This window comes from Faecalibacterium intestinale (assembly GCF_040096575.1).
Taxonomy (GTDB): domain Bacteria; phylum Bacillota; class Clostridia; order Oscillospirales; family Ruminococcaceae; genus Faecalibacterium; species Faecalibacterium intestinale.
This window is the reverse complement of record NZ_JBBMEN010000008.1, coordinates 30,999-56,405: the sequence shown is the minus strand read 5'-3', so window position 1 is coordinate 56,405 and position 25,407 is coordinate 30,999. Positions and strand designations below refer to the sequence as shown.

Here is a 25,407-nt window from a genome sequence, read left to right as displayed (position 1 = left end):
GGAGGTGCAGGAAATGGGCTTGAATCTGAGTGGGATGACCACCGAGACCCGCAACCCGCGCACGATGCAGCTGGACCAGATGTCCCCGCTGGAGATCGTGACTGTCATGAACGAGGAGGACGCCCGGGTACCGCTGGCCATTGCCAAGTGCCTGCCGCAGATCGCGCAGGCGGTGACATGGGCGGCAGAAGCCTTTGAAAAAGGCGGACGGCTGTTCTATATGGGCGCCGGTACCTCCGGCCGCTTGGGCGTGCTGGATGCCGCCGAGTGCCCGCCCACCTTCGGTGTGCCGAAGGAGATGGTGGTGGGGCTGATCGCCGGCGGCGAAAAGGCCTTTATCGAGGCTGTGGAGGGCGCAGAGGACAGCCGGGAGCTGGCTGTTGAGGATCTGAAAGCCCACGGCCTGACCGCAAATGACCTTGTGGTGGGCATTGCCGCCTCCGGCCGCACGCCCTATGTGCTGGGCGGTCTGGACTACGCCAAAAGCGTGGGCTGCCACACTGCCGCCATTGCCTGCAACATCGGCAGCGCCATCGGCAAGGCCGCAGAGCTTGCCATTGAGGTAAATTGCGGCCCCGAGGTGCTGACCGGCTCCACCCGGCTCAAGTCCGGCACGGCGCAGAAGCTGATTTTGAACATGATCTCCACCGGCTCCATGGTGCGCACCGGCAAGGCCTACCAGAACCTGATGGTGGACGTGCAGCAGACCAACGAAAAGCTGCACACCCGCGCCGAGAACATCGTCATCGACGCCACTGGCGTGGAGCGGGAAAAAGCCCGCGCCGCCATTGATGCAGCGGGCGGCAGCGTAAAGACTGCCATTACCATGCTGCTGGCAGACTGCGATGCCGCAGAAGCCGCCCGGCGGCTGGAACGGGCACACGGCCATGTGCGGGAAGCTATCCGGCTGGAAGTGCTGTAAGGCACATTTGCACACCCAAGTTCCTTAGCGGCACAGGCCGCATCGGATATACACCTGTTTTAAAGGAGGACCCACTTATGACGAATGAAGAACTGGTCCGCGCGGCGCTGGAGAAAGTCGGCGGAAAGAGCAACGTTCTCACCGCAACCAACTGCATGACCCGTCTGCGGGTGCGCGTTAAAGATGACGCCAAGATCGACGACGAGGGCCTGAAGGCCATCGAGGGCGTAATGGGCATCGTGCATGACCGTACCGGCTATGTAGAGATCGTGGTCGGCCCCGGCAAGTGCCGCAAGTGCGCAGATATCTGCCGCGACATGGGCATCCCGGCGGACGCCGCCGCTTCCACCGCCAACGACTGGCAGACCAACAAGGCCGCAGTCAAGGCCGGGCAGAAGCAGAGCAAGGTCAAGGAGCTGTTCAAGACCTTTGGCGATATCTTTATCCCCCTGATCCCGGGCGTTGTGGCTTCCGGTCTGTGCGCCGGCATCAACTCCCTGATCGGTCAGGTGGTGCCGAACTACGCCGACATCCCCGCACTGGCCCTTATCAGCACCCTGCTGGGCCTGATGAACACCTGCTTCCTTGGCTACCTGACCGCATGGGTCGGCTACCGCGCAGCCGAAAAGTTCGGCGGCACCCCCATTCTGGGCGGTATGCTGGGCATGATCACCGGTCTGGAGGGCATCAACAAGATCTCTTCCATTCTGGGTCTCTTCAACGAGGCTGTGCCGCTGGATTCCATCCTGCGTGCAGGCCGCGGCGGCGTGCTGGCCGTTGTGCTGGGCGCATGGTGCCTTGTCAAGATCGAGCGCTGGGTGCGCAAGTGGATGCCCGAATCTCTGGACATCGTGTTCACCCCGCTGATCACCATGATCCTGTGCCTTGTGCCTTATATCCTGATCATCATGCCCGCTACCGGCTATGTTTCCACCGCGCTGTGCTGGGTGGTTGAAAAGCTGTGCATGAGCGATATCCTGATCGTGCGCATCATTGCCGGTTATGTTTCCACCGCTCTGTTCCTGCCCATGGTCGCTATGGGTATGCACCACGGTCTGGTCGCTCTGTACTCCGTGCAGCTGGAGAGCTTTGGCTACGTTACCCTGTACCCCGCTCTGGCTATGGCCGGTGCAGGTCAGGTTGGCGCTGCTGTCGCTATCTACTTCAAGGCTAAGAAGTGCGGCAACACCCGCCTGAAGAACGTTATCACCGGCGCACTGCCCGCAGGTCTGCTGGGCATCGGCGAGCCGCTGATCTACGGCGTCACCCTGCCCATGGGCAAGCCCTTCATCAGTGCCGGTCTGGGCGCTGGTTTCGGCGGTGCCTTCGTCATGGCCATGCAGGTGGCTGCTACCGCTTGGGGCCCCTCCGGTCTGCTGGCTCTGTTCGTCATGACCGCCGGCCCTCACGGTGTGGCTGCTTCCGTTGGCTGCTACGCAGTGGGTCTGGTCATCTGCTACATCATGGGCTTTATCGTGACCAATGCAATGGTCTCTGTTGAGGACGTTGCCAATGCTTAAAACACTCGGACGGTCAGTGTATCTGACGCAGTTTGAGGAACAGCGTGCGTCGCTTTCCGCTTTTGCGGCAGGCGGCGCGCCTGTTTTTATCTCACTGCATATCAGCGAAGAATTTGATGCCGCTTACTGCGCCCGCGTGCAGGAAATGTGCGACTTTCTGGCGGCACAGGGCTGGCGCATTCTGGCAGACGTGTCGGAAAAGACCATCCGGCAGTTCGGCTGCGCCGACCTGACCGCGCTGGCAAAGCGGCTGCACCTGTGGGGTCTGCGGCTGGACTACGGCTTCTCGCTGGAGCGGATGTGCGCCCTTGCGCAGCAGCTGCCCGTTGCCGTCAACGCTTCTACCACCACCCCGGAGGTGGCACGGCAGCTGGCGGCAGGCGGCGGCACGGTCATCGCCATGCACAACTTCTACCCCCGCCCGGAGACCGGCCTTGACCCGGAATTTCTGCGCGAGAGCACCGCAGCTTTGCAGGCAGAGGGTTTGCAGGTGTACGGCTTTATCCCCGGCGACGCCCTGCTGCGCGGCCCGCTGTACAAGGGTCTGCCTACGCTGGAAGCCCACCGCACCGCCGCCCCCTCGGCGGCCTTTGCGGACTTGGCGCTGAACTACGGGCTGGATGGCATTTTTGCGGGCGACCCGGAGGTCAGCACCCGGGAGCAGGAGTATATCCGCCACTTCTGCACAACCGGCGAGCTCTGCCTGCCGGTCGCCCTGCGCCCCGGCTACGAGACGCTGTACGACCGCACCTTTACCTGCCGCCCGGATTCGCCCAAAACGCTTGTGCGGTATCAGGAATCCCGGCTCTACTCCTGCTTTGGCAGCACCGTGCAGCCGGACAACTGCACAGAGCGCCGCCGCCGCTGCGTGACCATGGATAACATCGGCTACGGGCGCTACTCCGGCGAGATTCAGCTCATGCGCACCGACCTGCCCGCAGACGAAAAGGTAAACGTCATCGGTGAAGTGCCCGCAGAGTACGACCTGCTGCTGGACTGCATTAAGCGCGGAAAGACCTTCCGCATGGTAAAAACATCATAAAAACAAGCACCGGAGCGTCTGCGGACGCTCCGGTGCTTGCGTTTGGGGGAAGGAACTCCCCCAGTCATCTCGCTGCGCTCGATGACAGCCCCCTCTGGGATGGGGCCTTTGGCATGGCGGTACGGTTTCCGGCTAAAGTGCAAAGTGTCCGGGCGCGCCAGAGGCTCCCTCTCCGAGGGAGCTGGCTTTGCGAAGCAAAGACTGAGGGAGTTCGTTCCAAACCTCTTCTGTGAAAAAAGGGGTTCTGAAAAGTCCGCAGACTTTTCAGAACCCCAAAATTCAAAATATATTTTCCGCTGAATATGCGCAAAGCGAACGCGGCGCGCATTCAGATGGTTTTCTTTCTCGGATACACAAAGGCATCGCGGCGGTACACTGCCACAAGATACGCCGCCATGAAGCACCAGATGATGGGCTCGCACAGGATAACGGCGTTGTAGGCGTAGCGCGGGATGAACACCAGCACAAAGATCACCTTGCCCACTAACTCGATGACGCTGGAAAACAGCGGCAGCACCTTCTGCCCAAGGCTCTGCAAAGCGTACCGGGTGCACAGCAGCACCCCCAGCACCGCGTAGAACGGCGCGTTCCACATCAGATACCGTGCGCCGTTTTCCAGCACGAGGGGCGCGGTGGAACCGGAGATCAGCTGCACCAGCTGCCGGGCAAAAAGCTGCATCAGCACGATGTCTGCCGCCATGATGACCACCGAGCACAGGTACATGGTGCGCATTCCCTTGCGCACCCGCTCCGGCTGAGCGGCGCCCCGGTTCTGGGAGACGAAGGTAGAACCGGCGTTTGCCATGGAGATCAGCGGCATACTGGTAAAGGAGAACAGCTTGCGCGCGGCGGTGTGCCCCGCAATGGTCAGCGTGCCCAGCCCGTTGATGCCGTATTGCAGCACCACCGACCCCGCCGACACGATGCTGCTCATCAGCCCCATGGAGATGCTTTGGCTGAACAGCTCCCAGTACAAATGCTGTCCCACCGCCCAGTGCTTGCGGGCGGGCAGCAGCAGCGGCACGCGGCGCATCACATACAGAATGCACAGCACCACCGAGATGCCCTGCGCAATGACGGTAGCCACCGCCGCGCCCTGCACGCCCATGCCCAGCCCGGCAATGAACCACAGATCCAGTGCCACGTTCAGCCCCGAGCTGATGAGCAAAAACACCAGCGGCATCACGCTATTGCCGATAGCGCGCAGCAGCCCGGCGCACAGGTTATAAAGGAACATCACTAAAACGCCCAAATCGATGACGATGATATACCGGTAGGCGTCCTCTAAAATTTCGGCGGGGGTGTCCAGCAGCTGCAACAGCGGCCGCAGGCCGAAAAAGCCCGCCGCAGTAATGACAAAGCTTGCGCAAAGCCCGATGACCAGCGACCCGGCCACCGTTTTTTTGAGCAGATCCTCGTCCTGCGCCCCGTAGGAACGCGCAGCCACGATGGAAAGCCCGTTGCCGATGCCGATGCCAAAGCCCACCAGCAGCTCGTAGATGGACCCGCAGGAGCCGATGGCGGCAAGTGCGCTATCGCCCAGCACGTTGCCCACGATCATGGTATCCACGGTATTGTACAGCTGCTGGAATAAATTGGACACCAGAATGGGCAGCATGAACAGAAAAAGGTTCTTGAAAATAGGCCCGTGCAGCAGGTCTGCATTCCGGTTGAAGAGGTTTGTTTTCAGGGGTCGCGTCTGGGTCATAGGGTTCCTCCGATTGGTGTTTTACCGCAAAAATTAGCCACAAGGGCGTTGTTTATGCGGGCAGCTGGCTCGCCCTCTCAGTCACCTGCGGTGACAGATTCCCCCTTTTGTCGCTGCGCGACATCTTCCCCCGGAGCGGGGGAAGTCTTTCCTCAAAGGGAGAGCCTCTGGCGAAACCGGAAACTTTGCCGTTATGCCAAGGCCTCTCCCTTTGGGAGAGGTGGATTTGCGAAGCAAAGACGGAGAGGGCGAGGTCGTGTGTCTTTTTGGAGACGGCTGTATGGTTTTAGCTTTTCTCGTGAAAATGCGGTTGGAGCAGCTTGCAGGCCGTTCCAACCGCATTTTTTTATTTTTATAGGGGCTGCTCTTCAAACCCGTTGACAGTCAGCACGGTCAGGGCGGTAAAGCCGGCGGCCTTGATGGCGGCGGCGGCTTCGTCAAAGCCGAAGGTCAGCGCGGCGGTGTCGTGGGCGTCGGCGGTGATGAGCACCCTGCCGCCCAGCTTGTTCCACTCGCCCAGCAGCCATGCGCCGGGGTAGAAGTCCTTGCGGTAGCCCCGGTATACGCCGCCGGTGTTCACTTCCAGAATGCAGTCGTTCTCCCGGGCGGCTTGCAGCGCCCTGAGCGCTGCGGCCTTGTAGCGGGGGGATTCCTCATCAAAGAAGCTGCCGTCCGCGTTCAGCTTTTTGACAAGGTCGATATGTCCCAGAATGTCCGGCTTTTTGGCGGCGATCTTCTCCACCTCGGCAAAATAGGCTTCTACCGCTGCCAGCGGGTCGCCGTCAAAATCGTTGTTGATGCAGTCCCGCAGATCCTCGGGGCGGAAATCGATCTCGTAGTATCTGCCGGTATTTTTGCCGTACAGGTGGTGTGCGCTGCCGATCCAGTAATCAAAGCCGGTGGGCGTGCCCTCGCTCAGCAGGTCCCACTCGATGCCGCACAGGATATCCACCTTGCCCCGGTACTCGTTTTTCAGCTTGGCGATGGTGGCGCGGTACTGCGCGGTGCGGCCGGGGGTCATGCAGTATTCGCGGTCGGGCTTTGTGTAGCTGTGGCCGCTGAAACCAAGGGTGGTCAGCCCCTGCGCACAGGCGGCACCCGCCATCTGCTGCAAGGTGTTCTTGCCGTCACACAGGGTAGAGTGGCAATGTACGCTGGATTTTCTGTAATCTGCCATAGGCTTCTCACTGCATCCTTTCCTGCTTGACCTTGTGGTCGATGACATGGCGCTTTTCCAGCTCCCGGGTCACATCCTCTACGGTGATGCCCGCGCTGACCATCAGCACCAGCACATGATAGGCAAGGTCGCTGATCTCGTAGACCGTCTCGGCCTTGTCCTCTTTTTCGCCCGCAATGATGACCTCGGTGCACTCCTCGCCCACCTTTTTCAGGATCTTCTCCTTGCCCTTTTCAAACAGGTAGGTGGTGTAGCTGCCTGCGGTGGGGGTATCCTTGCGGCCTTTAATAAGCTCGTACAGCCCCTGCCAGCTGAACTGCTTCAGCTCCGGGGAGACATATACCTTGTTAAAAAAGCAGCTTTCAGCTCCGGTGTGGCAGGCGGGGCCGTCCTTTACCACCTCTACCACCAGTGCGTCGGCGTCACAGTCGGCGGTAATGGACACCACCCGCTGCACATTGCCGCTGGTCTCGCCCTTGCGCCAGATCTCCTGACGGCTGCGGCTCCAGAATACGGTGCGCCCCTCGGCAATGGTCAGCGCCAGCGTTTCGGCGTTCATGTAGGCAAGGGTGAGCACCTGCTTTGTGTAGTGATCCTGCACGATGGCGGGGATCAGGCCTTTTTCATCAAATTTCAGTTCCATGACGGTTCTCCCTCCCCGGATGGGGATACTGTGTATTTTATCGTATTCAAGACAAAAATGCAAGGTGTTTTTGTGCTTTTTATAGCCGCATCTCCACGCCGTTGGCGTTCAGGTACTCTTTCAGCTCCCGGATGCCCAGCAGCTTCTGGTGGAAGATGCCCGCCGCCAGCCCGGCATCGATGCCCTTGTGGTGGAACAGCTCCAGAAAATCCTCTTTTTTGCCCGCGCCGCCGCTGGCAATGATGGGGATATTTACCCGGGCAGCCACCGCGTCCAGCATTTCAAGGTCGAAGCCGTTACGCACGCCGTCGGTGTCGATGCTGTTCAGGCATATTTCGCCCGCGCCGTGGGCAGCGCACCAGCTGATCCAGTCCAGCGCATCCCGGCCGGTATCCTCGCGCCCGCCCTTGGCGAACACCCGGAACTGTCCGTTCACCCGCTTCACGTCTGCGGAAAGCACCACGCACTGGTCGCCGTAGCGCTGCGCGGCGGCGGGGATCAGCCCGGGGTCCTTCAGCGCACCGGAGTTGACGCTTACCTTATCCGCGCCGCATTTCAGCACCCGGTCAAAATCCTCCAGTGTGTTGATGCCGCCGCCCACGGTCAGGGGAATAAAAATCTCTCCCGCCACCCGGGTCAGGATGTCGGTAAAGAGGGCGCGTCCCTCAAAGCTGGCGGTGATATCGTAAAACACCAGCTCGTCCGCCCCGGCGGCGTTGTACAGCCGTGCCATCTCCACCGGGTCGGCCACGTCCTTGATGCCCTCAAAGTTCGTGCCCTTGACCACCCGGCCGTTGCGCACGTCCAGACAGGGGATGATGCGTTTGGTTATCATAAAGCTCCCTCTTTCTCAGTCCTGCACCAGCTGCACGCAGCGGGCAAGATCCAGCGCACCGGTGTACAGGCTTTTGCCCAGAATCGCCGCTGCCGTGCCCATCTGCTGCAATTCCAGCAGCTCTGCCTCGGAGGAGATGCCGCCGCTGGCGGTAAAGGCTACCCCGGGCACCTCTGCCGCAAGCTGACGGTAAAGGCTCAGGTTTGTGCCCTGCATCGCGCCGTCACAGGCAATGTCGGTGTAGATGATGGCGGTGCAGCCGGCCTCTGCCAGCCGCTTGCAGAAGGCAACGCCCGGCTCGGCGCTGACCTCCTTCCAGCCGTGGATGGCCACATAGCCGTCCTTGGCATCCACGCCCACGGCAATTTTGTCGCCGTATTTTTGCAGCATCCGGGCGGTAAAGGCAAAATCTGTCACCGCCACGCTGCCCAGAATGCAGCGCCCCACCCCGAGGGAAAGGTATTTTTCAATGCGCTCCTCGGTGCGGATGCCGCCGCCTACCTCGATGTACAAACCGCCCTGCTTTGCCAGCGCGGCAATGGTGTCGTAGTTGGAAAGGGTGCCGTCCTTGGCACCGTCCAAGTCCACCACATGAAGATTTTTTGCCCCGGCGGCCACAAAGCTGCGTGCCTGTGCGCAGGGGTCCTGCCCGTAAACGGTCATGCGGTCGTAGTCGCCCTGTGTCAGGCGCACCACCTGCCCGCCGCGCAGGTCAATGGCTGGAAATAGCTGCATACATTATGACCCCTCTCGTGAAAATGCGTTTGGAGCGGCCCGCAGGCCGCGACAAACGCGAAATTAAAAATAATTTTTCCGCTGAATATGCCCAGAGTGCAACAACGATGACCGCCGCCAGTGGCGGAAGCAGGGAGGAGTTGTTGGGGCAGCGGCCAGCAAGACGCAAGTGCCGCCCAAGGCACGATGCGGATGCTGGGTGCCGCAACCCGATAGCGGAGGGCATTTAAAATCGTTTTGCTCGGTGCCTGAGAGGGCGTGCCCGCTCACAATTCGCTGAACGCCTTGAGGATCCGCAGACCGGTGTCGCCGCTCTTTTCCGGGTGGAACTGGGTGCCGTACACCCGCCCCGCCCGCACTGCGCCGGTGACCGGGATGGAATAATCGCTGACGGCAAGGGTGCTTTCGGCGCAGTTTTTGCCGTAGTAGCTGTGGACGTAGTACACATACTCGCCCTCGCGGATGTAGCGGAACAGCGGGTCATCCTTTACGATGTGCAAAGCGTTCCAGCCCATCTGCGGCACCTTCAGCCCTTTGTCCGTAAGGTCGGGCCCCAGCGGGCAGACCTTGCCTTTGATAAAGCCCAGCCCGGCGTGCTCGCCGTATTCGTAGCTTTTTTCAAACAGCAGCTGCATCCCAAGACAGATGCCCAGCAGGGGCTTTTCTTCTGCCTGCTCCTTCAGCACCGGCACAAGGCCGGTGGCGGTAAGCTTTGCCATGGCATCCCCGAATGCGCCTACCCCCGGCAGGATAAGCCGGTCGGCGGCGCGGATGGCATCGGCATCGGCGGTGACCACCGCCTGCAGCCCCAGCTGCTGCAAGCTGGAGCGCAGGCTGAACAGGTTGCCCACCCCGTAATCAAGAATGGCGATCATACCAGCAGTCCTTTCGTGGAGGGGATCTCGTCCCGGTGTGCCGCGTCGATGCGCACAGCTTCGGCCAGCGCGTGGCCCGCGCCCTTGAAGCAGGCTTCCAGAATGTGGTGGGTGTTCTCGCCCGCAAACTGCACAAAATGGACGGTGGCGGGCACGCTGCGGGCAAAGCCGTACCAGAACTCCTTGGCGCACTCCACGTCAAAATCGCCCACCTTTTCGGTCTGGCAGCGGATGTCCCAGTTCAGGGTGCATCGGCCGGAAAGATCCACCGCGCACAGCACCAGCGCTTCGTCCATGGGCAGGTAGAAGCTGCCGTAGCGGCAGATGCCGCGCATCTCGCCCAGCGCCCGGGCAAAGGCCTGTCCCAGCGCAATGCCTACATCCTCGGTGGTGTGGTGGTAGTCCACCTGCACATCGCCGTGGCAGGTGAGCACCAGATCAAACCGTCCGTGCCGGGCAAACAGTTCCAGCATATGGTTCAGAAAGCCGCATCCGGTGTCGATCTCGTAGCGGCCGGTGCCGTCCAGATCAAGGGTCAGCTCGATCTGGGTCTCGTTGGTGCTGCGTTCCAGCGTTACCATGCGCTCTGCCATTGTCACACCTCCAGTATCTTGTCCACGGCGTCCATCAGCGCCTGCATCTGCTCCGGCGTGCCGATGGTGATGCGCAGCCAGTTTTCAATGCGCGGCGCATCAAAATGCCGCACCAGAATGCCGTTTTCCTTTAACTTTTTGTATAGTATGCCGCCACTTATCCGTTCTGTGCTGGCAAATACAAAGTTTGCGCGGCTGTCCAGTACGGTAAAGCCCCGGTCAGTCAGCTGCTGCATCGTCCATGCGCGGGTGTCCATAATGGCGGCGCGGGTCTTATCAAAGTAGGCGGTATCTTCCAGCGCAGCCTGCCCGGCCTTCAAAGTCAGGCGGTTGATGTTGTAGGGGTTCAGGCTGAACTTGACCCGGTTCAGGTCAGCGATCAGCGCCGCGCTGCCCATGGCAAGCCCCAGCCGCGCACCCGCCAGCTGCCGGGATTTGGAGAAGGTCTGCACCACCAGCAGGTTGTCGTATTGGTCAATTAAAGGCACACAGCTCTCGCCGCCAAAGTCCACATAGGCTTCGTCCACAATGACCACGCTGTCCGGGTTCGATTGCAAAATGCCCTCGATGGCATCCCGGGGCAGGCACAGTCCGGTGGGGGCGTTGGGGTTTGCGATGACGATGGTCTCGTGCAGACCGTGGTAATCGGCGGGGTCAAGGGTGAAGTCCTCTTTTAACGGGATGATATGGGTGGGGATATGCAGCAGGCCGCACCACACGCCGTAGCAGCCGTAGGTGATATCCGCAAAGGCCAGCGGGTGATTTTCGTCACAGAAGGCCCGCAGCGCAAAGAACAGGTTCTCGTCGCTGCCGTTGCCGGGCATGACCTGGGAAGGCTGCAAGCCGAAATGCGCCGCCGCCGTGCGCAGCAGCTGGGCACAGGCGGGGTCGGAGTAAAGGCGCAGCTTTTCCACCTCGGCTTCGCTTACGGCTGCCACCACCCGGGGCGACGGCAGATAGGGACTTTCGTTGGTGTTTAGTTTGATGTATTGCTGATCCTGCGGCTGTTCTCCCGGCGTATAAGGGGTGACAGTGGACAGGGCAGGGGAAAGAAAACGGCTCATAATGGTTTCCTCTTACTTCTCATACCGGATGGTCACGCTGCGGGCGTGGGCGTGCAGACCCTCGCGCTCGGCAAAGTCTGCAATGCGGGGCGCAACGGCTTCCAACGCGTCCCGGGTGTAGTAGATGAAGCTGGACTTCTTGACGAAATCGTCCACGCCCAGCGGGCTGGAAAAGCGTGCGGTGCCGCTGGTGGGCAGGGTGTGGTTGGGGCCCGCAAAGTAATCGCCCAGCGCTTCCGGCACGTTGCGGCCAAGGAAGATGCTGCCCGCGTTGCGGATCTCGTTCAGCACCCCGAAGGGGTCCTCCACGCACACCTCCAAGTGCTCCGGTGCGATGATGTTGCAGGCTTCAATGGCCTTGTGCAGGTCGGTGCAGAGGATGATCTTGCCGTTGTCGTCCACGCTGGCGCGGGCAATGGCGGCGCGGGGCAGCTGCGGGATCTGTACTTCCAGCTCTGCCTGTACCGCCTTGGCAAGGGCTTCGCTGTCGGTGACAAGCACCGGGCTTGCCAGCCTGTCGTGCTCGGCCTGACTCAACAGGTCTGCCGCCACCCACGCGGGGTTGCAGCTGCCGTCTGCCAGCACCAGAATTTCGCTGGGGCCTGCGATCATATCAATGCCCACCTTGCCGAACACCTTGCGCTTGGCGGTGGCAACGTAGATGTTGCCGGGGCCAACGATCTTATCTACCGCCGGGATGCTCTGGGTGCCGTAGGCCAGTGCCGCCACAGCCTGTGCGCCGCCGGTCTTGAAAATTTTAGTTACTCCGGCGGTGGCGGCAGCGGCCAGAATGACCGGGTTCACCTTGCCGTCCTTCCCGGCGGGGGTGGTCATGACGATCTCGGACACCCCTGCCACCTTGGCGGGGATGACGTCCATGAGCACGGTGGAAGGGTACGCCGCCGTGCCGCCGGGCACATAGACACCGGCCTTTTCAATGGGAGTATATTTCTGCCCCAGTACAATGCCGGGGCGGTCATTCATCACAAAATTCTTGTGCACCTGCTGGCGGTGGAACTGCTCGATGTTCTCCGCCGCATGCCGCAGGGTCTCGAGGAAATAGGGGTCCATGCCCGCAAAGGCTTCGTCGATCTCCGCCTGCGTCACCTGTAAATTTTCGATAGTTGCACCGTCAAATTTCAGGGCGTAGTCCTTCAGGGCGTCGTCGCCCCGGGCGCGCACGTCCGCAATGATGGCGTCCACCACGTCCTCTACGTTCTTTTCGGCGCGGATGTCCCGGTTCAGAATCTCTTCCGGCTTCAGCTCGTCAAAATTATACAGCTTGATCATTTCTCTTCCTCCTGCTTGTGCAAGGTGTCGCGCAGCTTTTCCAGCATGGTGTCCATCTGCCGGTGCTTGAACTGGTAGCTGGCCTTGTTGGCGATGAACCGCGCCGAGATGGGCATGAACTCGGTGACCACCTGCAGGCCGTTCTCCCGCAGGGTGGTGCCGGTCTCCACGATGTCCACAATGACATCCGAAAGCCCAAGGATGGGTGCCAGCTCAATAGAGCCGTTCAGCTTGATGATATCGATATCCCGCCCCATGGAGGCGTAGTAGCGCTTTGCAATGTTGACGAACTTGGTGGCCACCCGCACCGGGCGGCTGGGGTCGTCCCGGTAGCCCGCCGGTGCGGCTACGCACATCCGGCAGCGGCCAAGGCCGGTGTCCAGCAGCTCGTACACATCGGCGGCGGCTTCGGTCAGGATATCCTTGCCCACGATGCCTACATCGGCAGCGCCGTGCTCCACATAGATAGCCACATCACTGGGCTTGACCAGAAAATACCGGATGCCCGCCGCAGGGTTCTCCACCACCAGCTTGCGGGTGGCGTTGTAGTCCTCCGGGCAGCCGTAGCCGATGCCCGCCAGCAAATTGTAGACCTTGTCGCCCAGCCGCCCCTTGGGCAGCGCCACGTTCAGCATCACCTTGCCGGTGTCCTGATGCTGTACCGGCGGCATCGCGTTCAGCCGGTCCAACTCGTCCAGATACACCGCAAAGCCGATAGCACCCGCCCCGGGGGTGAACTTTTGCAGCAGTAAATCGTACCGTCCGCCCTTCAGCAGCGGGCGGGGCAAAGCCTTGAGATAGCCCTGAAACACAAGGCCGTTGTAGTATTCCATCTCACCGGCTAAGGTCAAGTCCAGCCGGATGCTGCCGCCCGCCTTTCCCAGCGTGGGCGCCAGGGCGGTCAGCTCTGCCACAGCGGCGGTCATGGCGGGGTTGCGGCAGAGCGCCGCCGCCTTGGAAAGGGTAGCAGCGTAGCCGCCGGAAAGTTCCAGCACCCCGCACAAGGCGTCCGCCGCTGTTTCGGAAAGCCCCGCAGAAAGCGCGGCGGCACGCAGCTCGTGGGCATTTTTCTGCCGCAGCTTTTCCAGCAGCTGCGCCCGGGCGGCTTCCGGTACGCCCAGCGCATCGAACAGGCCGAACAGGTAGCCCATGTGGCTGACTTCCAGCACCCACTCTGCGCCCAGCGCCGCCAGCGACTGCGCCGCCAGACACACCGCCTGCTGCACCTCGGCTTCGCCCACAGCGCCCAGCAGCTCCAGCCCCATCTGGGAGATCTCTTTAAAGGTGTGGCTTTCGGCAGAGGGACGGTAGACGTTCTCGTGGTAGTAGTACCGCAGCGTCTCGCCCGGCACGGGCTGCGCCGTCTTGGCGATGGACAGGGTCACATCCGGCTTGAGCGCCAGCAGACGGCCGTCCAAATCGGTAAAGGTGATGACCTGCTCCGACGACAGAAAGCTGCGGTTCTCCTGATACAGGCTGTACTCCTCGAACCGTCCCATGTGGTACTTGCGGCAGCCTGCCGTCTCGTACAGGCTGCGCAGCGCAAAGGAGGCGTGCTCCTTTGGCTGCAGATGCTCCAGACTGAACTCCATCCTGCTCCCTCGTTTCTTTCCTTTTCCCGTGTTTCTTTCCCTGCACCGGCACAATTCCGGCGTCTCTATACACAAAAACATCCGGCGCGGCATCCTCCGCGCCCATAGTATGAAAGGCTTCTGTCCTTATTTTACTTTATCTAGGTAAAGTTGTAAAGCGTGAAAGTGAACGTCTTTTCCATTCTTATCCTACAATTTTTCAGTGCGTTTGTACAGAAAGGCGAAAATTTTTCACCCCACCATACGCACAGGTGATGGAAGGAAAAAACAAAAGGGGGATACAAACCCCTTCTGTGAAAAAAATAGTTCCGAAACGCCCACAGGCGTTTCGGAACTGCAAATAAAACTATTTTCTGCTCACCCCAGCTGGCTCTGGGTCAGGGACATCCGCTGGTAGGCAATGCGCGGCGTGCCGTCCGCCACATGAATGATGCCGCAGCGGGTAAAGCCCTCACTTTCCAGCAGATGCTGCATCACCTTGTTGTCGGCGTGGGTATCGGCGCGCAGGCTCTCGCAGTGCTCCAGACACCACTCCACCACTGCTTTGCCCACGCCCTTGCTCTCGCCCGCCGAAGCCAGCCGGTGCAGTGTGCCATAGGGCAGGGTGTCGTTGAGCCACTGTCCGTCCTCGATGGTCTGATAGGTGGGGTCCTCGCCAAGGACAAAGGCAAACACCGCCTGCATCCGGCCATTGATCATGTACACGAACAGCCGGTTGGTGTCGATATCCTCCTCCAGCAGCTCCGGGGTAGGGTAGTTGTCCCCCCACTGGGTGGGGTTGCCGTTTTTCGCCATGAAATCCCGCGCACGGGCATAGACTTCAAGGATCTTTGCCATATCCGCTCTTACTGCTCCGCGAAACATATCCACTCATCCTCTCTTGCCCGCGCCCTGCCGCGCGGGGTGCATTTTATTCAGTATAACACAATTTTCCATAAAGCACCAGATTTTTCTCCATTTTGCGGCAAAGACAGACCGCCGTGCGCGGGGCGGCAGCACGGCGGTCGGGGGCAGCAAACCAAGAGGGGATTCATGCGCTGGGGCGGCGGGGAGCAGTGCCGGTGCGCACCATACGGTACTCCCGGGGGCTCAGGCCGTAGCGCTCGTGGAACAGGCGGTAGAAGTAGCTGGTGTTCTCGTACCCCACCTGCGCAATGATCTGCTGGATATTCAGGTCGCTGCGGCGCAGCAGCCGCGCGGCAGTCTCCATGCGGTGCTTTTGCAGCAGCTCTTTGTAGGTGCGCCCGGTCTGGGCGCGCACGCACTCGCTGACATACGCCAGCGAAACACCATAAGCCCTTGCCACGTTGGAAAGGCTGGCCTCACGATAATTTTGGGTGATCTCCTGCAGCGCCGCCTGCACCAGTGCATCGCGGCTCACGGCCTCCATGCGGGCGGGCTGCGTGGAGCGTTCAAGCTTTGCCATCATTGTATCTGTCCTCCGTAACGGTGCGGCTGGCGGGGGACTGGGGGGAAGCCGGACCACCCGCCGCACGATAACTGCGGAGCCCTTTCCGGGCTCTTATACCCTGAATACGAATCACCCGCCGCAAACATTGCAGAAAAGATAAAAATTTTTTAGTCAATTTTCGTTGTAGAGAGGGCGGACGATTTGGAATGCGCTCCGCGTTCGCTTTGCGCATCTTCAGCGGAAGAATTATTTTAAATTTCGCGTTTGTCGCGCTCTGCGGAGCGCTCCAAACGCATTTTCACGGGAGGGGTCGTAACGGCAAGCGGCATTTGCAGCGCCGCTTTCTGCGAAAGCGCGGCGCTGCGGGAAAGCTTCCTCGCCCTCTCAGGCGCTAACGCGCCAGATTCCCCTTTTTGTCGCTGCGCGACATCTTCCCCCGGCGCGGGGGAAGTCTTTCCTCAAGGGGAGAGCCCTTGGCATGGCGGTACAGTTTCCGGCTAAAGTGCAAAGTATACGGTCTCGCCAGAGCCTCTCCCTTTGGGAGAGGTGGCACGGCGTAAGCCGTGACGGAGAGGGCGAGCCCGTTTGAAAATTTTCCCACAGAAAAAGGCTGCCTGCCGGGTGGCAGACAGCCTTTTCCAGAAGAAAATAAGGAAAACACGCGCCCAAAAGGGCAGAGTGAGTATCAGAACATACTTTCGTCCTTGTAGCGCCCGGTGCGCACGAACTGCACCCACTCGGCCACGTTCACGGCGTGGTCGCCGATGCGCTCCAGATACTTGATGACCATCAAAAGATCCAGCGCGGCGTCCACCTTGGCGGGGTCGGCGGCGATCTCCTGTGCCAGCGTATGCTTGATGGCGTTGAAGTCGTAGTCCACGGCGTCGTCTGCGGCGATGACGCGGCGGGCGGCGATCTCGTCCTCGGCGGTCAGGGCGTCCATGGCGTCTATGATCATCTGGTAGGCCTTGCGTCCCATGGCAATAGCCTGACTGACGGCGGGGTCTCTCTCCTTACGCACGGTGACGAGATGTGGGATGATCTCGGCGATATCCGAAGCGTGGTCGCCCATGCGCTCGATATCGGTGACCACCTTCATGGCGGTGGAAATGTGGCGCAGGTCGCCCGCTACCGGCTGCTGACGCAGCAGCAGAGCCATGCAGCGGTGCTCAATGTCCCGCTCCATGTTGTTGATGCGGTCATCCCCCTGCACGATCTTCTGGGCGGCTACGGTGTCGGCGGTGCACAGCGCTTCCAGCGCGTTCTCCACGGCCTCGGCGGCGTTCTGCCCCATCTCCACCAGCGCGGTCCTGAGGGCTTCCAGATCGCTGTCGTATTGTTTGCGAATGCTCATTGCTTTGTTCCTCCCTGCATTAACCGAACCGGCCGGAGATGTAGTCCTCGGTGCGCTTGTCCCGGGGCGTGCTGAAGATCTGGTTCGTGGGGCCAACCTCCACCAGCTCCCCCAGCAGGAAGAAGGCGGTGCGGTCGCTGATACGGGCAGCCTGCTGCATATTGTGGGTGACGATGACCACGGTGTAGTTCTTTTTCAGCTCGTTCATCAGCTCCTCCACCTTCATGGTAGAGCCGGGGTCCAGTGCGCTGGTGGGCTCGTCCATCAGCAGCACCTCGGGCTTGACCGCCAGTGCCCGGGCGATGCAAAGACGCTGCTGCTGCCCGCCGGAAAGGCCAAGGGCGCTCTTTTTCAGGCGGTCCTTTACCTCGTCCCACAGGGCGGCGCCCCGCAGCGAACTTTCCACCAGTTCGTCCAGCTCGGCCTTATTGCGCACGCCGTGCAGCTTGGGGCCGTAAGTGATGTTGTCGTAGATGCTCATGGGGAAGGGGTTCGCCTTCTGGAATACCATGCCCACGCGGCGGCGCAGGTCGGTCAGCTCCATCTCGCGGGCAAAGATATCCGCGCCCTTCAGCCGTACATCGCCCTCGATGCGCACGCCCGGCACAAGGTCGTTCATGCGGTTGAGGGTCTTTAAAAAGGTGGACTTGCCGCAGCCGGAGGGGCCGATGAGTGCGGTGATCTCCCGCTCGCCCACGTCCAGCGAAATGCTCTTCAGCGCCTTGAAGTCGCCGTACCAGAGGTTCAGATCCTTTGCCGATATCACCGGCACATTCGTGTTTTCCATAGAGTACCTCATATTTTATAGGACGATCGCGTTTTTTCAGCATCCTCGCCCTCTCCGTCATTGCTTGCGCAATGCCACCTCTCCCAAAGTGAGAGGCCTTGGCAGTCCATGCGAAGCTTTCGGTTTCGCCAGAGGCTCTCCCTTTGGGAGAGCTGTCGAGACACGAAGTGCCGAGACTGAGAGGGCGAGGCCGCTATCAAATATCTGCAATCTTTTACTGCTTCTGTTTCAGTTTCGTTTTCGCCAGACGTGCTGCCAGATTGATCAGCAGCACCAGCACCAGCAGCACTGCGCCGATGCCCCATGCGGAGGTGAAATCGCCGTCCTCAAAGGCGCGCAGATACAGCAGCACCGACAGGGTAGCGCCGTTGGAGGTGTAGGCTTTGAACACGCTCTTGGCGATCACCTCTGCCGCACCGGCGGTGAACAGCAGCGCGGCGCTTTCGCCCACGATGCGTCCTACCGCCAGAATGCAGCCGGTGACGATGCCGTCAATGCTGCAGGGCAGCACAATGGTGCGGATGATGTGCCACTTGCCCGCACCCAGACCCATGGCACCCTCACGGTAGCCCTGCGGCACCGTTTTGAGGGATTCCTGTGTGGTGCGGATGATGGTGGGCAGGTTCATCACTACCAGTGTCAGGCTGCCGGACAAAAGACAGGTCTGGAAGCCCAGCGCCTGACTGAACACCAGCATACCCACCAAGCCGTAGATGATGCTGGGGATACCCGCCAGCGTTTCGTTGGTGAACTCGATGACCTCGATGAGCCGCCGGTTGGAAGCATATTCGGTCAGGTAGACCGCCGCACCCACGCCCAGCGGCAATACGATGAGTAATGTCAGCAGGATGACATACAGGGTGTTGAGGATGGCGGGCAGAATGCCGTCCGTCTTTTTCAGCACACTGGCGGTAGTGGAAAGAAACTTCCAGCTGATGTGGGGGATGCCCCGCACCAGCACCATGCCGATGATACCGGCAACCAGTACCATCACCAGCACTGCGCTGGCCCAGACCAGCACGGTCATCACCCGGTTCCATGCCCGGCGGGAGGGCGAAAAGCCGTTATTCATCGCGGTTTCCTCCCTTCAGTACCACATTCAGCACAACATTGATGAGCATGATGAACACGAACAGCACCAGCGCGATGCTGAACAGTGCCTGCCGCTGCAAGCCGCCGGCATAGCTCATTTCCTTGGCGATGGCGGTGGTCAGCAAAGTAACGCTGCGGAACAGGCTGTCCGGCATATTGGGGCTGTTGCCCGCCACCATCATCACGGCCATGGCTTCGCCAATGGCGCGGCCAATGCCCAGCACAACGCCTGCGGCAATGCCGCTTTTCGCCGCCGGAATGCTGATCTTGAACCATGTTTCGGTATCGGTAGCGCCCAGCGCCAGACTTCCCTGCTCATACTCCGGCGGCACGGCGTTGAGCGCCGTCACCGACACGGACACGATGCTGGGCAGGATCATGATGGAAAGCACCACGATGGCGCTGAGCAGGCAGGCACCGGAAGCCTTGCCGAAAGCTTTTGCCACGGCGGGCACCAGCACCTGCATACCCAAAAGGCCGAACACCACGCTGGGGATGCCGGACAGCAGCTCGATGGCGGTGACCACCACGGTGCGCAGCTTTGGGTCTGCGGCCTTGGAGAGGAACACTGCCGTCAGCAGGCCGATGGGCACGCCGATGATGGTAGCGCCCAGCGTGCCGTAGACACTGGACAGGATGAAGGGCAGGATGCCGAACAGCGGCTCTGCCGCAGTGGACGCCCATTTTGTGCCGAACAGGAACTTGCAAATGCCGATTTTATGGATAGCCGGCACGCCGGAGACCACCATGTACACCGAGATGAGCACCACACAGCACACCGCCAGCATTCCGCACAGGAAGAAGATGAAATTCATCACCGCTTCCAGCAAGTCGGCGGGGGTGCGGGGCAGCCGCACCCGGCGCAGAGAAGAGGTTGTATTTTTCATAACGTGATCCTATAAAAAGCCGCACCAGCCCAGCCTTTTAGGGCAGGCCGGCGCGGCGGGGTATTTTGTGAACGGCCTCGCCCTCTCAGTCTCGGCACTTCGTGTCTCGACAGCTCTCCCAAAGGGAGAGCCTCTGGCGAAACCGGAGACTTTGCATGGACTGCCAAGGCCTCTCACTTTGGGAGAGGTGGCATTGCGCAAGCAATGACGGAGAGGGCGAGCCCGCTAACCGTTACTCGTTCACGGGCACAGCGCCTGCGGTGCGGATGAGGTCGGCAGCGTCCTTGCTGGTGGCAAAGTCCACAAAGGCCTGTGCCTGCTCAGACAGGGCAACGCTCTTGTTGGTAACGAACACGAAGGGACGCTGGATCTTGTAGCTGCCATCTTTCACGGTGTCCTCGCTGCACTCCACACCCTCCACGGTGACCATGGCGACAGTATCGCCCACAGCGGACAGAGAAGCGTAGCCGATGGCCAGCGGGTTTGCTTCCACGGCGCTGATGACAGCGCCGGTAGCGGTCAGCTCCTGTGCGTACTTGCAGCTGTCCTTCACGTCCACGATGCTCTCAAAGCCATCGCGGGTGCCGGAACCGGCCTCACGACCCACCAGAACGATCTCGCCGTCGTCGCCGCCGACATCCTTCCAGTTGGTGATCTCGCCGGTGAACATCTTCTTGAGCTGCTCCACGCTCAGGTCAGCGACCTTGCTGTCCTTGCTCACGATGATGGCGATGCCGTCCAGCGCCACAATGGTGCCGTCCACATCGTTCTTCTCATCGTCCTTCAGGGCGCGGGAGGACAGGCCGATGTCCAGCGTCTTGTCGGTAGCGCCGGTGATGCCAGCGCCGGAACCGGTGGGGTCGTAGCTGACGGTAACGCCCGGCTCGACCTCGGCAAAGCCCTCGGTCAGGGCAGCAATGACGTTCTTCATGGAAGTAGAACCGCCGGTCGCAACGTTGCCGCTCAGGGTGCCGGCTGCCTGCCCGGCAGCGGAAGAAGCGGTGGTGGAAGCAGAAGCAGCGGTGCTGGATGCGGAAGAAGCAGAACCGCCGCAGGCAGTCAGAGCAGCAGCCGCAGCAGCTGCACCGCAAACGGTCAGGAACGAACGACGAGAGATCTTTTTCATGATAGAATTTCCTCCATTAAAAACCCGGGCGCCCGCCCGGCACTGTCTTTTTGTGTTTTCCTTGGGAACGGCCTTATTCTACCGCTTTGCCGCCCTTGCCGCGACCATGGACGTGCAAAAAGTGCGTAAAACTTTGTGCACAATGCCAGCCCCAATGTAAAGAACAGGTAATGCGGCACAAAACAAAAGCCGCCGGGCACTCCTGTTTCCAGAAGTGCCCGGCGGCGGGATGTATTGGGTTTTACTCTACGCGGCCTGTTACGTTTTTGCCGTTGTTCCCGTAGAGGAACACAGCGGTTTTGCCATTGTAGCGCACGCGCAGCTCATAGGTGCCGGGACTGTTCTTTTCCGGGATGCGCTCCTTGGTCTCCAGATAGAACTTCTGCGAGCCATTGTAGACGACCGTCTGTCCCGGCGCTGCGATCAGCTCGTTCCGCTTGAAATACAGCGTTTCCTCTGTATCTGACTCGCGGAAGATGCAGGTGATGTCCTCCGGCTTGATGACCACCTTTTCAGCGCTGTTGTTCTGGACGGTGAACTCTGTGCAATAGGTCAGTGCAAAATTATCGCCGCCGCCCAGAAACGGTGTTGCACAGATAAAGGTGACATCACCGATCTTGGCTACGCCGCTGGTCTTGTCGACTACGGTATCCCCGCAGCCGGTCAAAGCCCCTGCGGCGGTCAGCACCAGTGCCCCGGCGCTGAGCTTGAGAAATGTTCTGCGGTTGATCATAGCGATGCACCTCCTGTATTAGGCAGCTTGCGTTCAATTACGCAAGCTTGGAATCCTTCTTAAAAGTATAGCCTTCGTAAACACCGGTATAGGTCTCGGTGGGGTCAACGCCAACCGTAAGCTTGATCTCTGCGGTATGTGCTTCCATTGCCTGATAGAGATTTTTCTGGCTCTCATCCAGACGGAAGGTCAGAATGCCCGTTCTACGCTCACCCTTTTTCATGACCAGCGTGATATTGCTCAGCAAATCTCCACCCTGCAACGCGACTTTCTGACCGTTGATCTTAAGCATAAATACGGATTTTGCAGGGAAACTAAAGCCATTGGAATTATCCAGATTATGAACACGCACAGTCACTGCGAAATCTGCATACCAAGATTTCCCGGTACCTATACCCTGATCATAAGGGACGGCGCTCCATTCGCCCACAGCAACCGTAAAGCCACCCAGATCAGTGCCATCGTCACCGCCACTGCAGCCGCCCAGCAGTCCGGTCATAGATACTGCCGCTGCCACCGCAGCAGAGGTCTTTAAAAAGGAACGGCGATCCATCTTCATAGCCATAATAAAAACCCTCCTCAAAAGCTTTTTTGTACCCTAAGAGTACCACATTTTACCACGTTGTCAACTATCGGAATTTAGGTTTCACCATTTTATCGTACCTTAAATATAATAGCGGGACACTGCCGCTCCGCACTGCTTTTTCTGCCCGACGGGAGCGTGCGCCGCCGGGTATGCTCCGCACGCCGGTTTTGGGGCAGAGCACTGCCGGCTGCAAACGCTGCACAGCAGCACCCAGTCATAGGCGGCGCGCACCGGCTTCCGCCGAATGCTGTGCGCCGGAAAATCTCTCCCGCCGCAAATCCGGGCGCTTGCGCGGGAATTTCCGCTTTTTTCGGCGCTGCTCTTGCTTTTTGCAGTCAATTGTGGTAATATTATTCGGCAGTATTGTTTTGCTGCGGAATATGCGCTCGTAGCTCAGCCGGTAGAGCATCTGACTTTTAATCAGAGGGCCAGGGATTCGAGTTCCCTCGAGCGCACCAAAATCCCACGAAGAATCGTAAGATTCCTCGTGGGATTTTTCATTTTCTGGGGCTCTGCACACTTTTGCACACCGGCGGGAAGTTTAAATTCCGTCAACCTGCCCAAAATACGCCCTGAAAAGTTTACTTGACGTGATTTTAAAATCAATATATAATTGGGTTAGAAACCAATTATGGAAAAGGATGATTTCCAATGGCGCGCAGATACGACAGCAAAGAAGCAAAACGGCGGATACTGACCGCCTGTGTCCGGCTTTTTCTGGAAAAAGGCTACACGAACACCAAGGTTGCAGAAATTTTAAAGGAAGCAGATGTTTCTGCCGGGTCGTTCCAGAATATTTTCCGCACCAAGGACGGTGTGCTGACCGAGCTGATCGGCATGATGTTCAGCAGGCAGTTCGGCGCGGTAAGGCCGCTGGCGGCAAACGCCCCCTCGCCGGTGTACCTCTACGCGGTGGAAACGGCTTTGCAGCTGGCGATGACCGAGCTGAGCGAGAATCTGCGGGATATCTATGTGGAAGCGTACACCTTCCCCGCCACGGCGGAGATCATTCACCGCAGCACCACGGCCGAGCTGCAGGCGGCGTTCAGCGCGTATCTGCCCGGGTGCGCCGAGTGCGATTTCTACGAGATGGAGCTGGGCACGGCTGGCATGATGCGCGGCTACATGGCACGGCGGTGCGACCCCTACTTTACGCTGGAGCGCAAAATACGGCGGTTCCTGAGCATGAGCCTGAGTGCGCTGCAGGTCCCCGCGCAGGAGCGCGAGCAGGTCATCGCTTTTGTGGCGGAGATCGATATGCTTGCCCAGGCGCGGAAGGTGGTAGATGCCGTGCTTGCATCGCTGTCCGTGCAGTTTGATCTGAAAGGATAACAAGGTTTGATGACAAGGAGGGAGCAACATGAAAAAATGGCTGATCCGGTGTTTGACGGTGCTGGCAATGGTGTGCCTGATACCGGGGATCGTGTTAAAAGCGGCGGCAGAAACAGTCCCGGTGTACTGCGCCTTCTGTGGGATTAGGGAAGAACGTGAGGTTCGCAGATACGAAAAATATGATTCGGCCTATCATAAGGTTTGTGTAGATGCATGCCAGAACTGCCACAAGGATGGCAATGTTACGCATTTACAGGTACATACCGGCGGTACCCAAGGTCCCACCTGCACCGAGGGCAAAATCTGTGAAGATTGCGGCGCGGAATACGACATCCCCGGTCACGCATGGGGCGAGTGGAATCCTAACGGCGACGGCACGCACACCCGCATATGCACGAACCCCAACTGCGACGCAAAAGAAGAGAACGTACCCTGCGGCGGCGACCCCAACGCGACCTGCATCACGAAGGGAAAGTGCACCACTTGCAAAGGGCAGTACGACGGCGGTCACGACTTGGTGCATCACGAAGCGAAAGCCGCCACCTGTACGGAGATCGGCTGGAAGGCTTACGACACCTGCTCCCGCTCCGGCTGCAACTATACCACTTATCGAGAAATCCCCGCACTGAAACATGATTTTGTGTACCACCAAGCAAAACCCGCCACCTGTAAGGAAATCGGCTGGGATGCTTACAAAACCTGTTCCCGCTGCGACTATAACACCTATGCAGAGGTGCCCGCACTGAACCATGATTTGGTGCCTCACGAAGCGAAAGCCGCCACCTGTACGAAACCCGGCTGGAACGCTTACGACACCTGCTCCCGTTGCAACTATACCACCTATGCGGAGCAGCCCGCACTGAACCATGATTTGAAGCAGCACGCAGCAAAAGCCCCCACCTGTACGGAAAAGGGCTGGAACGCTTACGAAACCTGCTCCCGTTGTGACTATACCACCTACGCGGAGCAGCCAGCGCTGAAACATGATTTGAAGCAGCACGCAGCAAAAGCCCCCACCTGCACGGAAAAGGGCTGGGACGCTTACAAAACCTGCTCCCGTTGTGACTATACCACCTATGCGGAGCAGCCCGCACTGAACCATAATCTGGTGAATCACGATGCAAAAGCCCCTACCTGTACGGAAATCGGCTGGGACGCTTACGAAACCTGCTCTCGTTGTGACTATACCACCTATGCAGAGCAGCCCGCACTGAACCATGCTCTGGAGCAGCACGCAGCAAAAGCCCCTACCTGCACGGAAAAGGGCTGGGATGCTTACGACACCTGTTCTCGTTGTGACTATACCACCTATGCGGAGCAGCCCGCACTGAACCATGATTTGGTGAATCACGATGCAAAAGCCCCTACCTGCACGGAAATCGGCTGGAACGCTTACGACACCTGTTCCCGCTGCGATTATACCACCTATGCGGAACTGCCCGCGCTGAATCATGATTATCAGGCTGTTACCGTAGAGCCTACCTGTGAAACAGACGGCTATACTGTTTTTACATGCTCCCGCTGCAAAGACAGCTACACCGCAGACCCGACCGATAAGCTGGGACACCAGTTCGGTGCATGGTCCCCGAACGGAACCGGCGCTCAGAGCGCCGATTGTCTGCGGCAGGGCTGCGCGCACACCGGCAGCACTGATTGCCGGAAGTTTACTTTCCGCACTGCGGAAGGCGAAACGCTGACCTTCTGCCCCGTGTGCGGGCAGGCAGAAAACGCCGCGCAGCTGGAAAAGATCGAAGCCGCAACGGCGTGGACTATCAGCGGCAGTCTTTCTGCGGAGGATGTGACCGCACGGACGAACGGGGAATACCTGAGTGTGGCATTTGAGACTGCCGGCAGTCTGACGCAGCCCACCGGTCTGGTAAGGCTTGCGCTGCCCGCCGGACTGCTGGAAGGCAAAAAGCTTGTGCGCATTGCCCCGGACGGCACGCAGACGGAGATGCCTTTTGAAGCAAAGAACGGCAAACTCATCTTTACGCTGGATTTTGCAAACAGCGGGCTTCCCGTAATGCTCTTCCGCCTGCTCCCCCAGACCGCCGCCCTCTGAGCGCTTTTACAGCGCACAAACGATAAACCGCAAAATGCCCG

General features: G+C 59.6%; 24 protein-coding genes and 1 tRNA gene. 6 read left to right on the top strand and 19 right to left on the bottom strand.

Annotation, left to right across the window (positions count from 1 at the left end; translation table 11 throughout):
• The first annotated feature begins 13 nt into the window (after positions 1 to 13).
• From murQ to WMO20_RS07895, 3 genes are all read left to right on the top strand, one after another.
• Positions 14 to 922, top strand: coding sequence for an N-acetylmuramic acid 6-phosphate etherase (murQ, locus tag WMO20_RS07905; RefSeq protein WP_316539975.1), 909 nt, complete (start codon positions 14 to 16; stop codon positions 920 to 922).
• A 77-nt stretch (positions 923 to 999) separates the two neighbouring features.
• Positions 1,000 to 2,442 carry a PTS transporter subunit EIIC gene (locus tag WMO20_RS07900; RefSeq protein WP_055186210.1) on the top strand — a complete coding sequence of 481 codons (1,443 nt, stop codon included), beginning with the start codon at positions 1,000 to 1,002 and terminating at the stop codon, positions 2,440 to 2,442.
• Positions 2,435 to 3,484 carry a MupG family TIM beta-alpha barrel fold protein gene (locus WMO20_RS07895; protein ID WP_349186416.1) on the top strand — a complete coding sequence of 350 codons (1,050 nt, stop codon included), beginning with the start codon at positions 2,435 to 2,437 and terminating at the stop codon, positions 3,482 to 3,484. Before WMO20_RS07900 ends, WMO20_RS07895 begins: the two co-directional genes overlap by 8 nt.
• A 328-nt stretch (positions 3,485 to 3,812) precedes the next feature.
• On the opposite strand, the gene WMO20_RS07890 is transcribed toward WMO20_RS07895, so the two are convergent.
• From WMO20_RS07890 to WMO20_RS07800, 19 genes are all read right to left on the bottom strand, one after another.
• Positions 3,813 to 5,192, bottom strand: coding sequence for an MATE family efflux transporter (locus WMO20_RS07890; protein ID WP_349186415.1), 1,380 nt, complete (start codon positions 5,190 to 5,192; stop codon positions 3,813 to 3,815).
• 352 nt (positions 5,193 to 5,544) lie between these two features.
• Positions 5,545 to 6,369, bottom strand: coding sequence for a histidinol-phosphatase HisJ family protein (locus WMO20_RS07885; protein ID WP_349186414.1), 825 nt, complete (start codon positions 6,367 to 6,369; stop codon positions 5,545 to 5,547).
• Positions 6,370 to 6,376: 7 nt separating this feature from the next.
• Positions 6,377 to 7,012 carry a bifunctional phosphoribosyl-AMP cyclohydrolase/phosphoribosyl-ATP diphosphatase HisIE gene (gene hisIE, locus WMO20_RS07880; RefSeq protein WP_349186413.1) on the bottom strand — a complete coding sequence of 212 codons (636 nt, stop codon included), beginning with the start codon at positions 7,010 to 7,012 and terminating at the stop codon, positions 6,377 to 6,379.
• A gap of 79 nt (positions 7,013 to 7,091) precedes the next feature.
• Complete coding sequence (hisF, locus tag WMO20_RS07875) at positions 7,092 to 7,847, bottom strand: imidazole glycerol phosphate synthase subunit HisF (RefSeq protein ID WP_349186412.1); 756 nt, start codon at positions 7,845 to 7,847, stop codon at positions 7,092 to 7,094.
• A 15-nt stretch (positions 7,848 to 7,862) separates the two neighbouring features.
• Complete coding sequence (gene hisA / locus WMO20_RS07870) at positions 7,863 to 8,582, bottom strand: 1-(5-phosphoribosyl)-5-[(5-phosphoribosylamino)methylideneamino]imidazole-4-carboxamide isomerase (RefSeq protein ID WP_005922612.1); 720 nt, start codon at positions 8,580 to 8,582, stop codon at positions 7,863 to 7,865.
• A 266-nt stretch (positions 8,583 to 8,848) separates the two neighbouring features.
• Complete coding sequence (gene hisH, locus WMO20_RS07865) at positions 8,849 to 9,457, bottom strand: imidazole glycerol phosphate synthase subunit HisH (protein ID WP_349186411.1); 609 nt, start codon at positions 9,455 to 9,457, stop codon at positions 8,849 to 8,851.
• On the bottom strand, positions 9,454 to 10,050 hold the full coding sequence (hisB, locus tag WMO20_RS07860) for an imidazoleglycerol-phosphate dehydratase HisB (protein WP_097779006.1): 597 nt from the start codon (positions 10,048 to 10,050) through the stop codon (positions 9,454 to 9,456). The genes hisH and hisB overlap by 4 nt, the downstream gene beginning before the upstream one ends.
• Before the next feature lie 2 nt (positions 10,051 to 10,052).
• Positions 10,053 to 11,114, bottom strand: a complete 1,062-nt coding sequence (gene hisC, locus WMO20_RS07855) for a histidinol-phosphate transaminase (RefSeq protein WP_349186410.1) — start codon at positions 11,112 to 11,114, stop codon at positions 10,053 to 10,055.
• A gap of 12 nt (positions 11,115 to 11,126) precedes the next feature.
• Positions 11,127 to 12,404 (bottom strand): histidinol dehydrogenase, encoded by a 1,278-nt coding sequence (hisD, locus tag WMO20_RS07850; RefSeq protein WP_349186409.1) that lies wholly within the window; start codon positions 12,402 to 12,404, stop codon positions 11,127 to 11,129.
• Entirely contained in the window at positions 12,401 to 13,996 is a 1,596-nt protein-coding gene (gene hisG, locus WMO20_RS07845) for an ATP phosphoribosyltransferase (RefSeq protein WP_349186408.1), read from the bottom strand. Before hisG ends, hisD begins: the two co-directional genes overlap by 4 nt.
• Positions 13,997 to 14,353: 357 nt before the next feature.
• Positions 14,354 to 14,833 carry a GNAT family N-acetyltransferase gene (locus tag WMO20_RS07840; protein WP_349186407.1) on the bottom strand — a complete coding sequence of 160 codons (480 nt, stop codon included), beginning with the start codon at positions 14,831 to 14,833 and terminating at the stop codon, positions 14,354 to 14,356.
• Between the two features lie 193 nt (positions 14,834 to 15,026).
• Complete coding sequence (locus WMO20_RS07835; protein ID WP_349186406.1) at positions 15,027 to 15,425, bottom strand: helix-turn-helix transcriptional regulator; 399 nt, start codon at positions 15,423 to 15,425, stop codon at positions 15,027 to 15,029.
• Between the two features lie 667 nt (positions 15,426 to 16,092).
• Complete coding sequence (gene phoU, locus WMO20_RS07830; RefSeq protein ID WP_349186405.1) at positions 16,093 to 16,761, bottom strand: phosphate signaling complex protein PhoU; 669 nt, start codon at positions 16,759 to 16,761, stop codon at positions 16,093 to 16,095.
• Between the two features lie 19 nt (positions 16,762 to 16,780).
• Entirely contained in the window at positions 16,781 to 17,548 is a 768-nt protein-coding gene (pstB, locus tag WMO20_RS07825; protein WP_316544986.1) for a phosphate ABC transporter ATP-binding protein PstB, read from the bottom strand.
• 214 nt (positions 17,549 to 17,762) lie between these two features.
• Positions 17,763 to 18,620, bottom strand: coding sequence for a phosphate ABC transporter permease PstA (pstA, locus tag WMO20_RS07820; protein ID WP_055186861.1), 858 nt, complete (start codon positions 18,618 to 18,620; stop codon positions 17,763 to 17,765).
• A complete protein-coding gene (gene pstC, locus WMO20_RS07815; RefSeq protein ID WP_349186404.1) occupies positions 18,613 to 19,527 on the bottom strand; it encodes a phosphate ABC transporter permease subunit PstC in 915 nt (304 codons plus the stop codon). Before pstC ends, pstA begins: the two co-directional genes overlap by 8 nt.
• A 232-nt stretch (positions 19,528 to 19,759) precedes the next feature.
• Entirely contained in the window at positions 19,760 to 20,653 is an 894-nt protein-coding gene (locus tag WMO20_RS07810) for a phosphate ABC transporter substrate-binding protein (RefSeq protein ID WP_349186403.1), read from the bottom strand.
• A 241-nt stretch (positions 20,654 to 20,894) separates the two neighbouring features.
• A complete protein-coding gene (locus WMO20_RS07805) occupies positions 20,895 to 21,386 on the bottom strand; it encodes a twin-arginine translocation signal domain-containing protein (RefSeq protein WP_349186402.1) in 492 nt (163 codons plus the stop codon).
• A 37-nt stretch (positions 21,387 to 21,423) separates the two neighbouring features.
• Entirely contained in the window at positions 21,424 to 21,951 is a 528-nt protein-coding gene (locus tag WMO20_RS07800) for a twin-arginine translocation signal domain-containing protein (RefSeq protein WP_349186401.1), read from the bottom strand.
• 403 nt (positions 21,952 to 22,354) lie between these two features.
• Between WMO20_RS07800 and WMO20_RS07795 the strand changes: the two genes are divergently transcribed.
• From WMO20_RS07795 to WMO20_RS07785, 3 genes are all read left to right on the top strand, one after another.
• Positions 22,355 to 22,430 (top strand) — tRNA-Lys (locus tag WMO20_RS07795).
• 193 nt (positions 22,431 to 22,623) lie between these two features.
• On the top strand, positions 22,624 to 23,304 hold the full coding sequence (locus tag WMO20_RS07790) for a TetR/AcrR family transcriptional regulator (RefSeq protein ID WP_112091680.1): 681 nt from the start codon (positions 22,624 to 22,626) through the stop codon (positions 23,302 to 23,304).
• Positions 23,305 to 23,332: 28 nt separating this feature from the next.
• A complete protein-coding gene (locus WMO20_RS07785; protein ID WP_349186400.1) occupies positions 23,333 to 25,366 on the top strand; it encodes a hypothetical protein in 2,034 nt (677 codons plus the stop codon).
• Positions 25,367 to 25,407: the final 41 nt, after the last annotated feature.

Coding starts and splice junctions, on each gene's coding strand:
- murQ (WP_316539975.1), top strand. CDS start 14: ATGGGCTTGAATCTGAGTGGGATGACCACCGAGACCCGCAACCCGCGC.
- WMO20_RS07900 (WP_055186210.1), top strand. CDS start 1,000: ATGACGAATGAAGAACTGGTCCGCGCGGCGCTGGAGAAAGTCGGCGGA.
- WMO20_RS07895 (WP_349186416.1), top strand. CDS start 2,435: ATGCTTAAAACACTCGGACGGTCAGTGTATCTGACGCAGTTTGAGGAA.
- WMO20_RS07890 (WP_349186415.1), bottom strand. CDS start 5,192: ATGACCCAGACGCGACCCCTGAAAACAAACCTCTTCAACCGGAATGCA.
- WMO20_RS07885 (WP_349186414.1), bottom strand. CDS start 6,369: ATGGCAGATTACAGAAAATCCAGCGTACATTGCCACTCTACCCTGTGT.
- hisIE (WP_349186413.1), bottom strand. CDS start 7,012: ATGGAACTGAAATTTGATGAAAAAGGCCTGATCCCCGCCATCGTGCAG.
- hisF (WP_349186412.1), bottom strand. CDS start 7,847: ATGATAACCAAACGCATCATCCCCTGTCTGGACGTGCGCAACGGCCGG.
- hisA (WP_005922612.1), bottom strand. CDS start 8,582: ATGCAGCTATTTCCAGCCATTGACCTGCGCGGCGGGCAGGTGGTGCGC.
- hisH (WP_349186411.1), bottom strand. CDS start 9,457: ATGATCGCCATTCTTGATTACGGGGTGGGCAACCTGTTCAGCCTGCGC.
- hisB (WP_097779006.1), bottom strand. CDS start 10,050: ATGGCAGAGCGCATGGTAACGCTGGAACGCAGCACCAACGAGACCCAG.
- hisC (WP_349186410.1), bottom strand. CDS start 11,114: ATGAGCCGTTTTCTTTCCCCTGCCCTGTCCACTGTCACCCCTTATACG.
- hisD (WP_349186409.1), bottom strand. CDS start 12,404: ATGATCAAGCTGTATAATTTTGACGAGCTGAAGCCGGAAGAGATTCTG.
- hisG (WP_349186408.1), bottom strand. CDS start 13,996: ATGGAGTTCAGTCTGGAGCATCTGCAGCCAAAGGAGCACGCCTCCTTT.
- WMO20_RS07840 (WP_349186407.1), bottom strand. CDS start 14,833: ATGGCAAAGATCCTTGAAGTCTATGCCCGTGCGCGGGATTTCATGGCG.
- WMO20_RS07835 (WP_349186406.1), bottom strand. CDS start 15,425: ATGATGGCAAAGCTTGAACGCTCCACGCAGCCCGCCCGCATGGAGGCC.
- phoU (WP_349186405.1), bottom strand. CDS start 16,761: ATGAGCATTCGCAAACAATACGACAGCGATCTGGAAGCCCTCAGGACC.
- pstB (WP_316544986.1), bottom strand. CDS start 17,548: ATGGAAAACACGAATGTGCCGGTGATATCGGCAAAGGATCTGAACCTC.
- pstA (WP_055186861.1), bottom strand. CDS start 18,620: ATGAATAACGGCTTTTCGCCCTCCCGCCGGGCATGGAACCGGGTGATG.
- pstC (WP_349186404.1), bottom strand. CDS start 19,527: ATGAAAAATACAACCTCTTCTCTGCGCCGGGTGCGGCTGCCCCGCACC.
- WMO20_RS07810 (WP_349186403.1), bottom strand. CDS start 20,653: ATGAAAAAGATCTCTCGTCGTTCGTTCCTGACCGTTTGCGGTGCAGCT.
- WMO20_RS07805 (WP_349186402.1), bottom strand. CDS start 21,386: ATGATCAACCGCAGAACATTTCTCAAGCTCAGCGCCGGGGCACTGGTG.
- WMO20_RS07800 (WP_349186401.1), bottom strand. CDS start 21,951: ATGGCTATGAAGATGGATCGCCGTTCCTTTTTAAAGACCTCTGCTGCG.
- WMO20_RS07790 (WP_112091680.1), top strand. CDS start 22,624: ATGGCGCGCAGATACGACAGCAAAGAAGCAAAACGGCGGATACTGACC.
- WMO20_RS07785 (WP_349186400.1), top strand. CDS start 23,333: ATGAAAAAATGGCTGATCCGGTGTTTGACGGTGCTGGCAATGGTGTGC.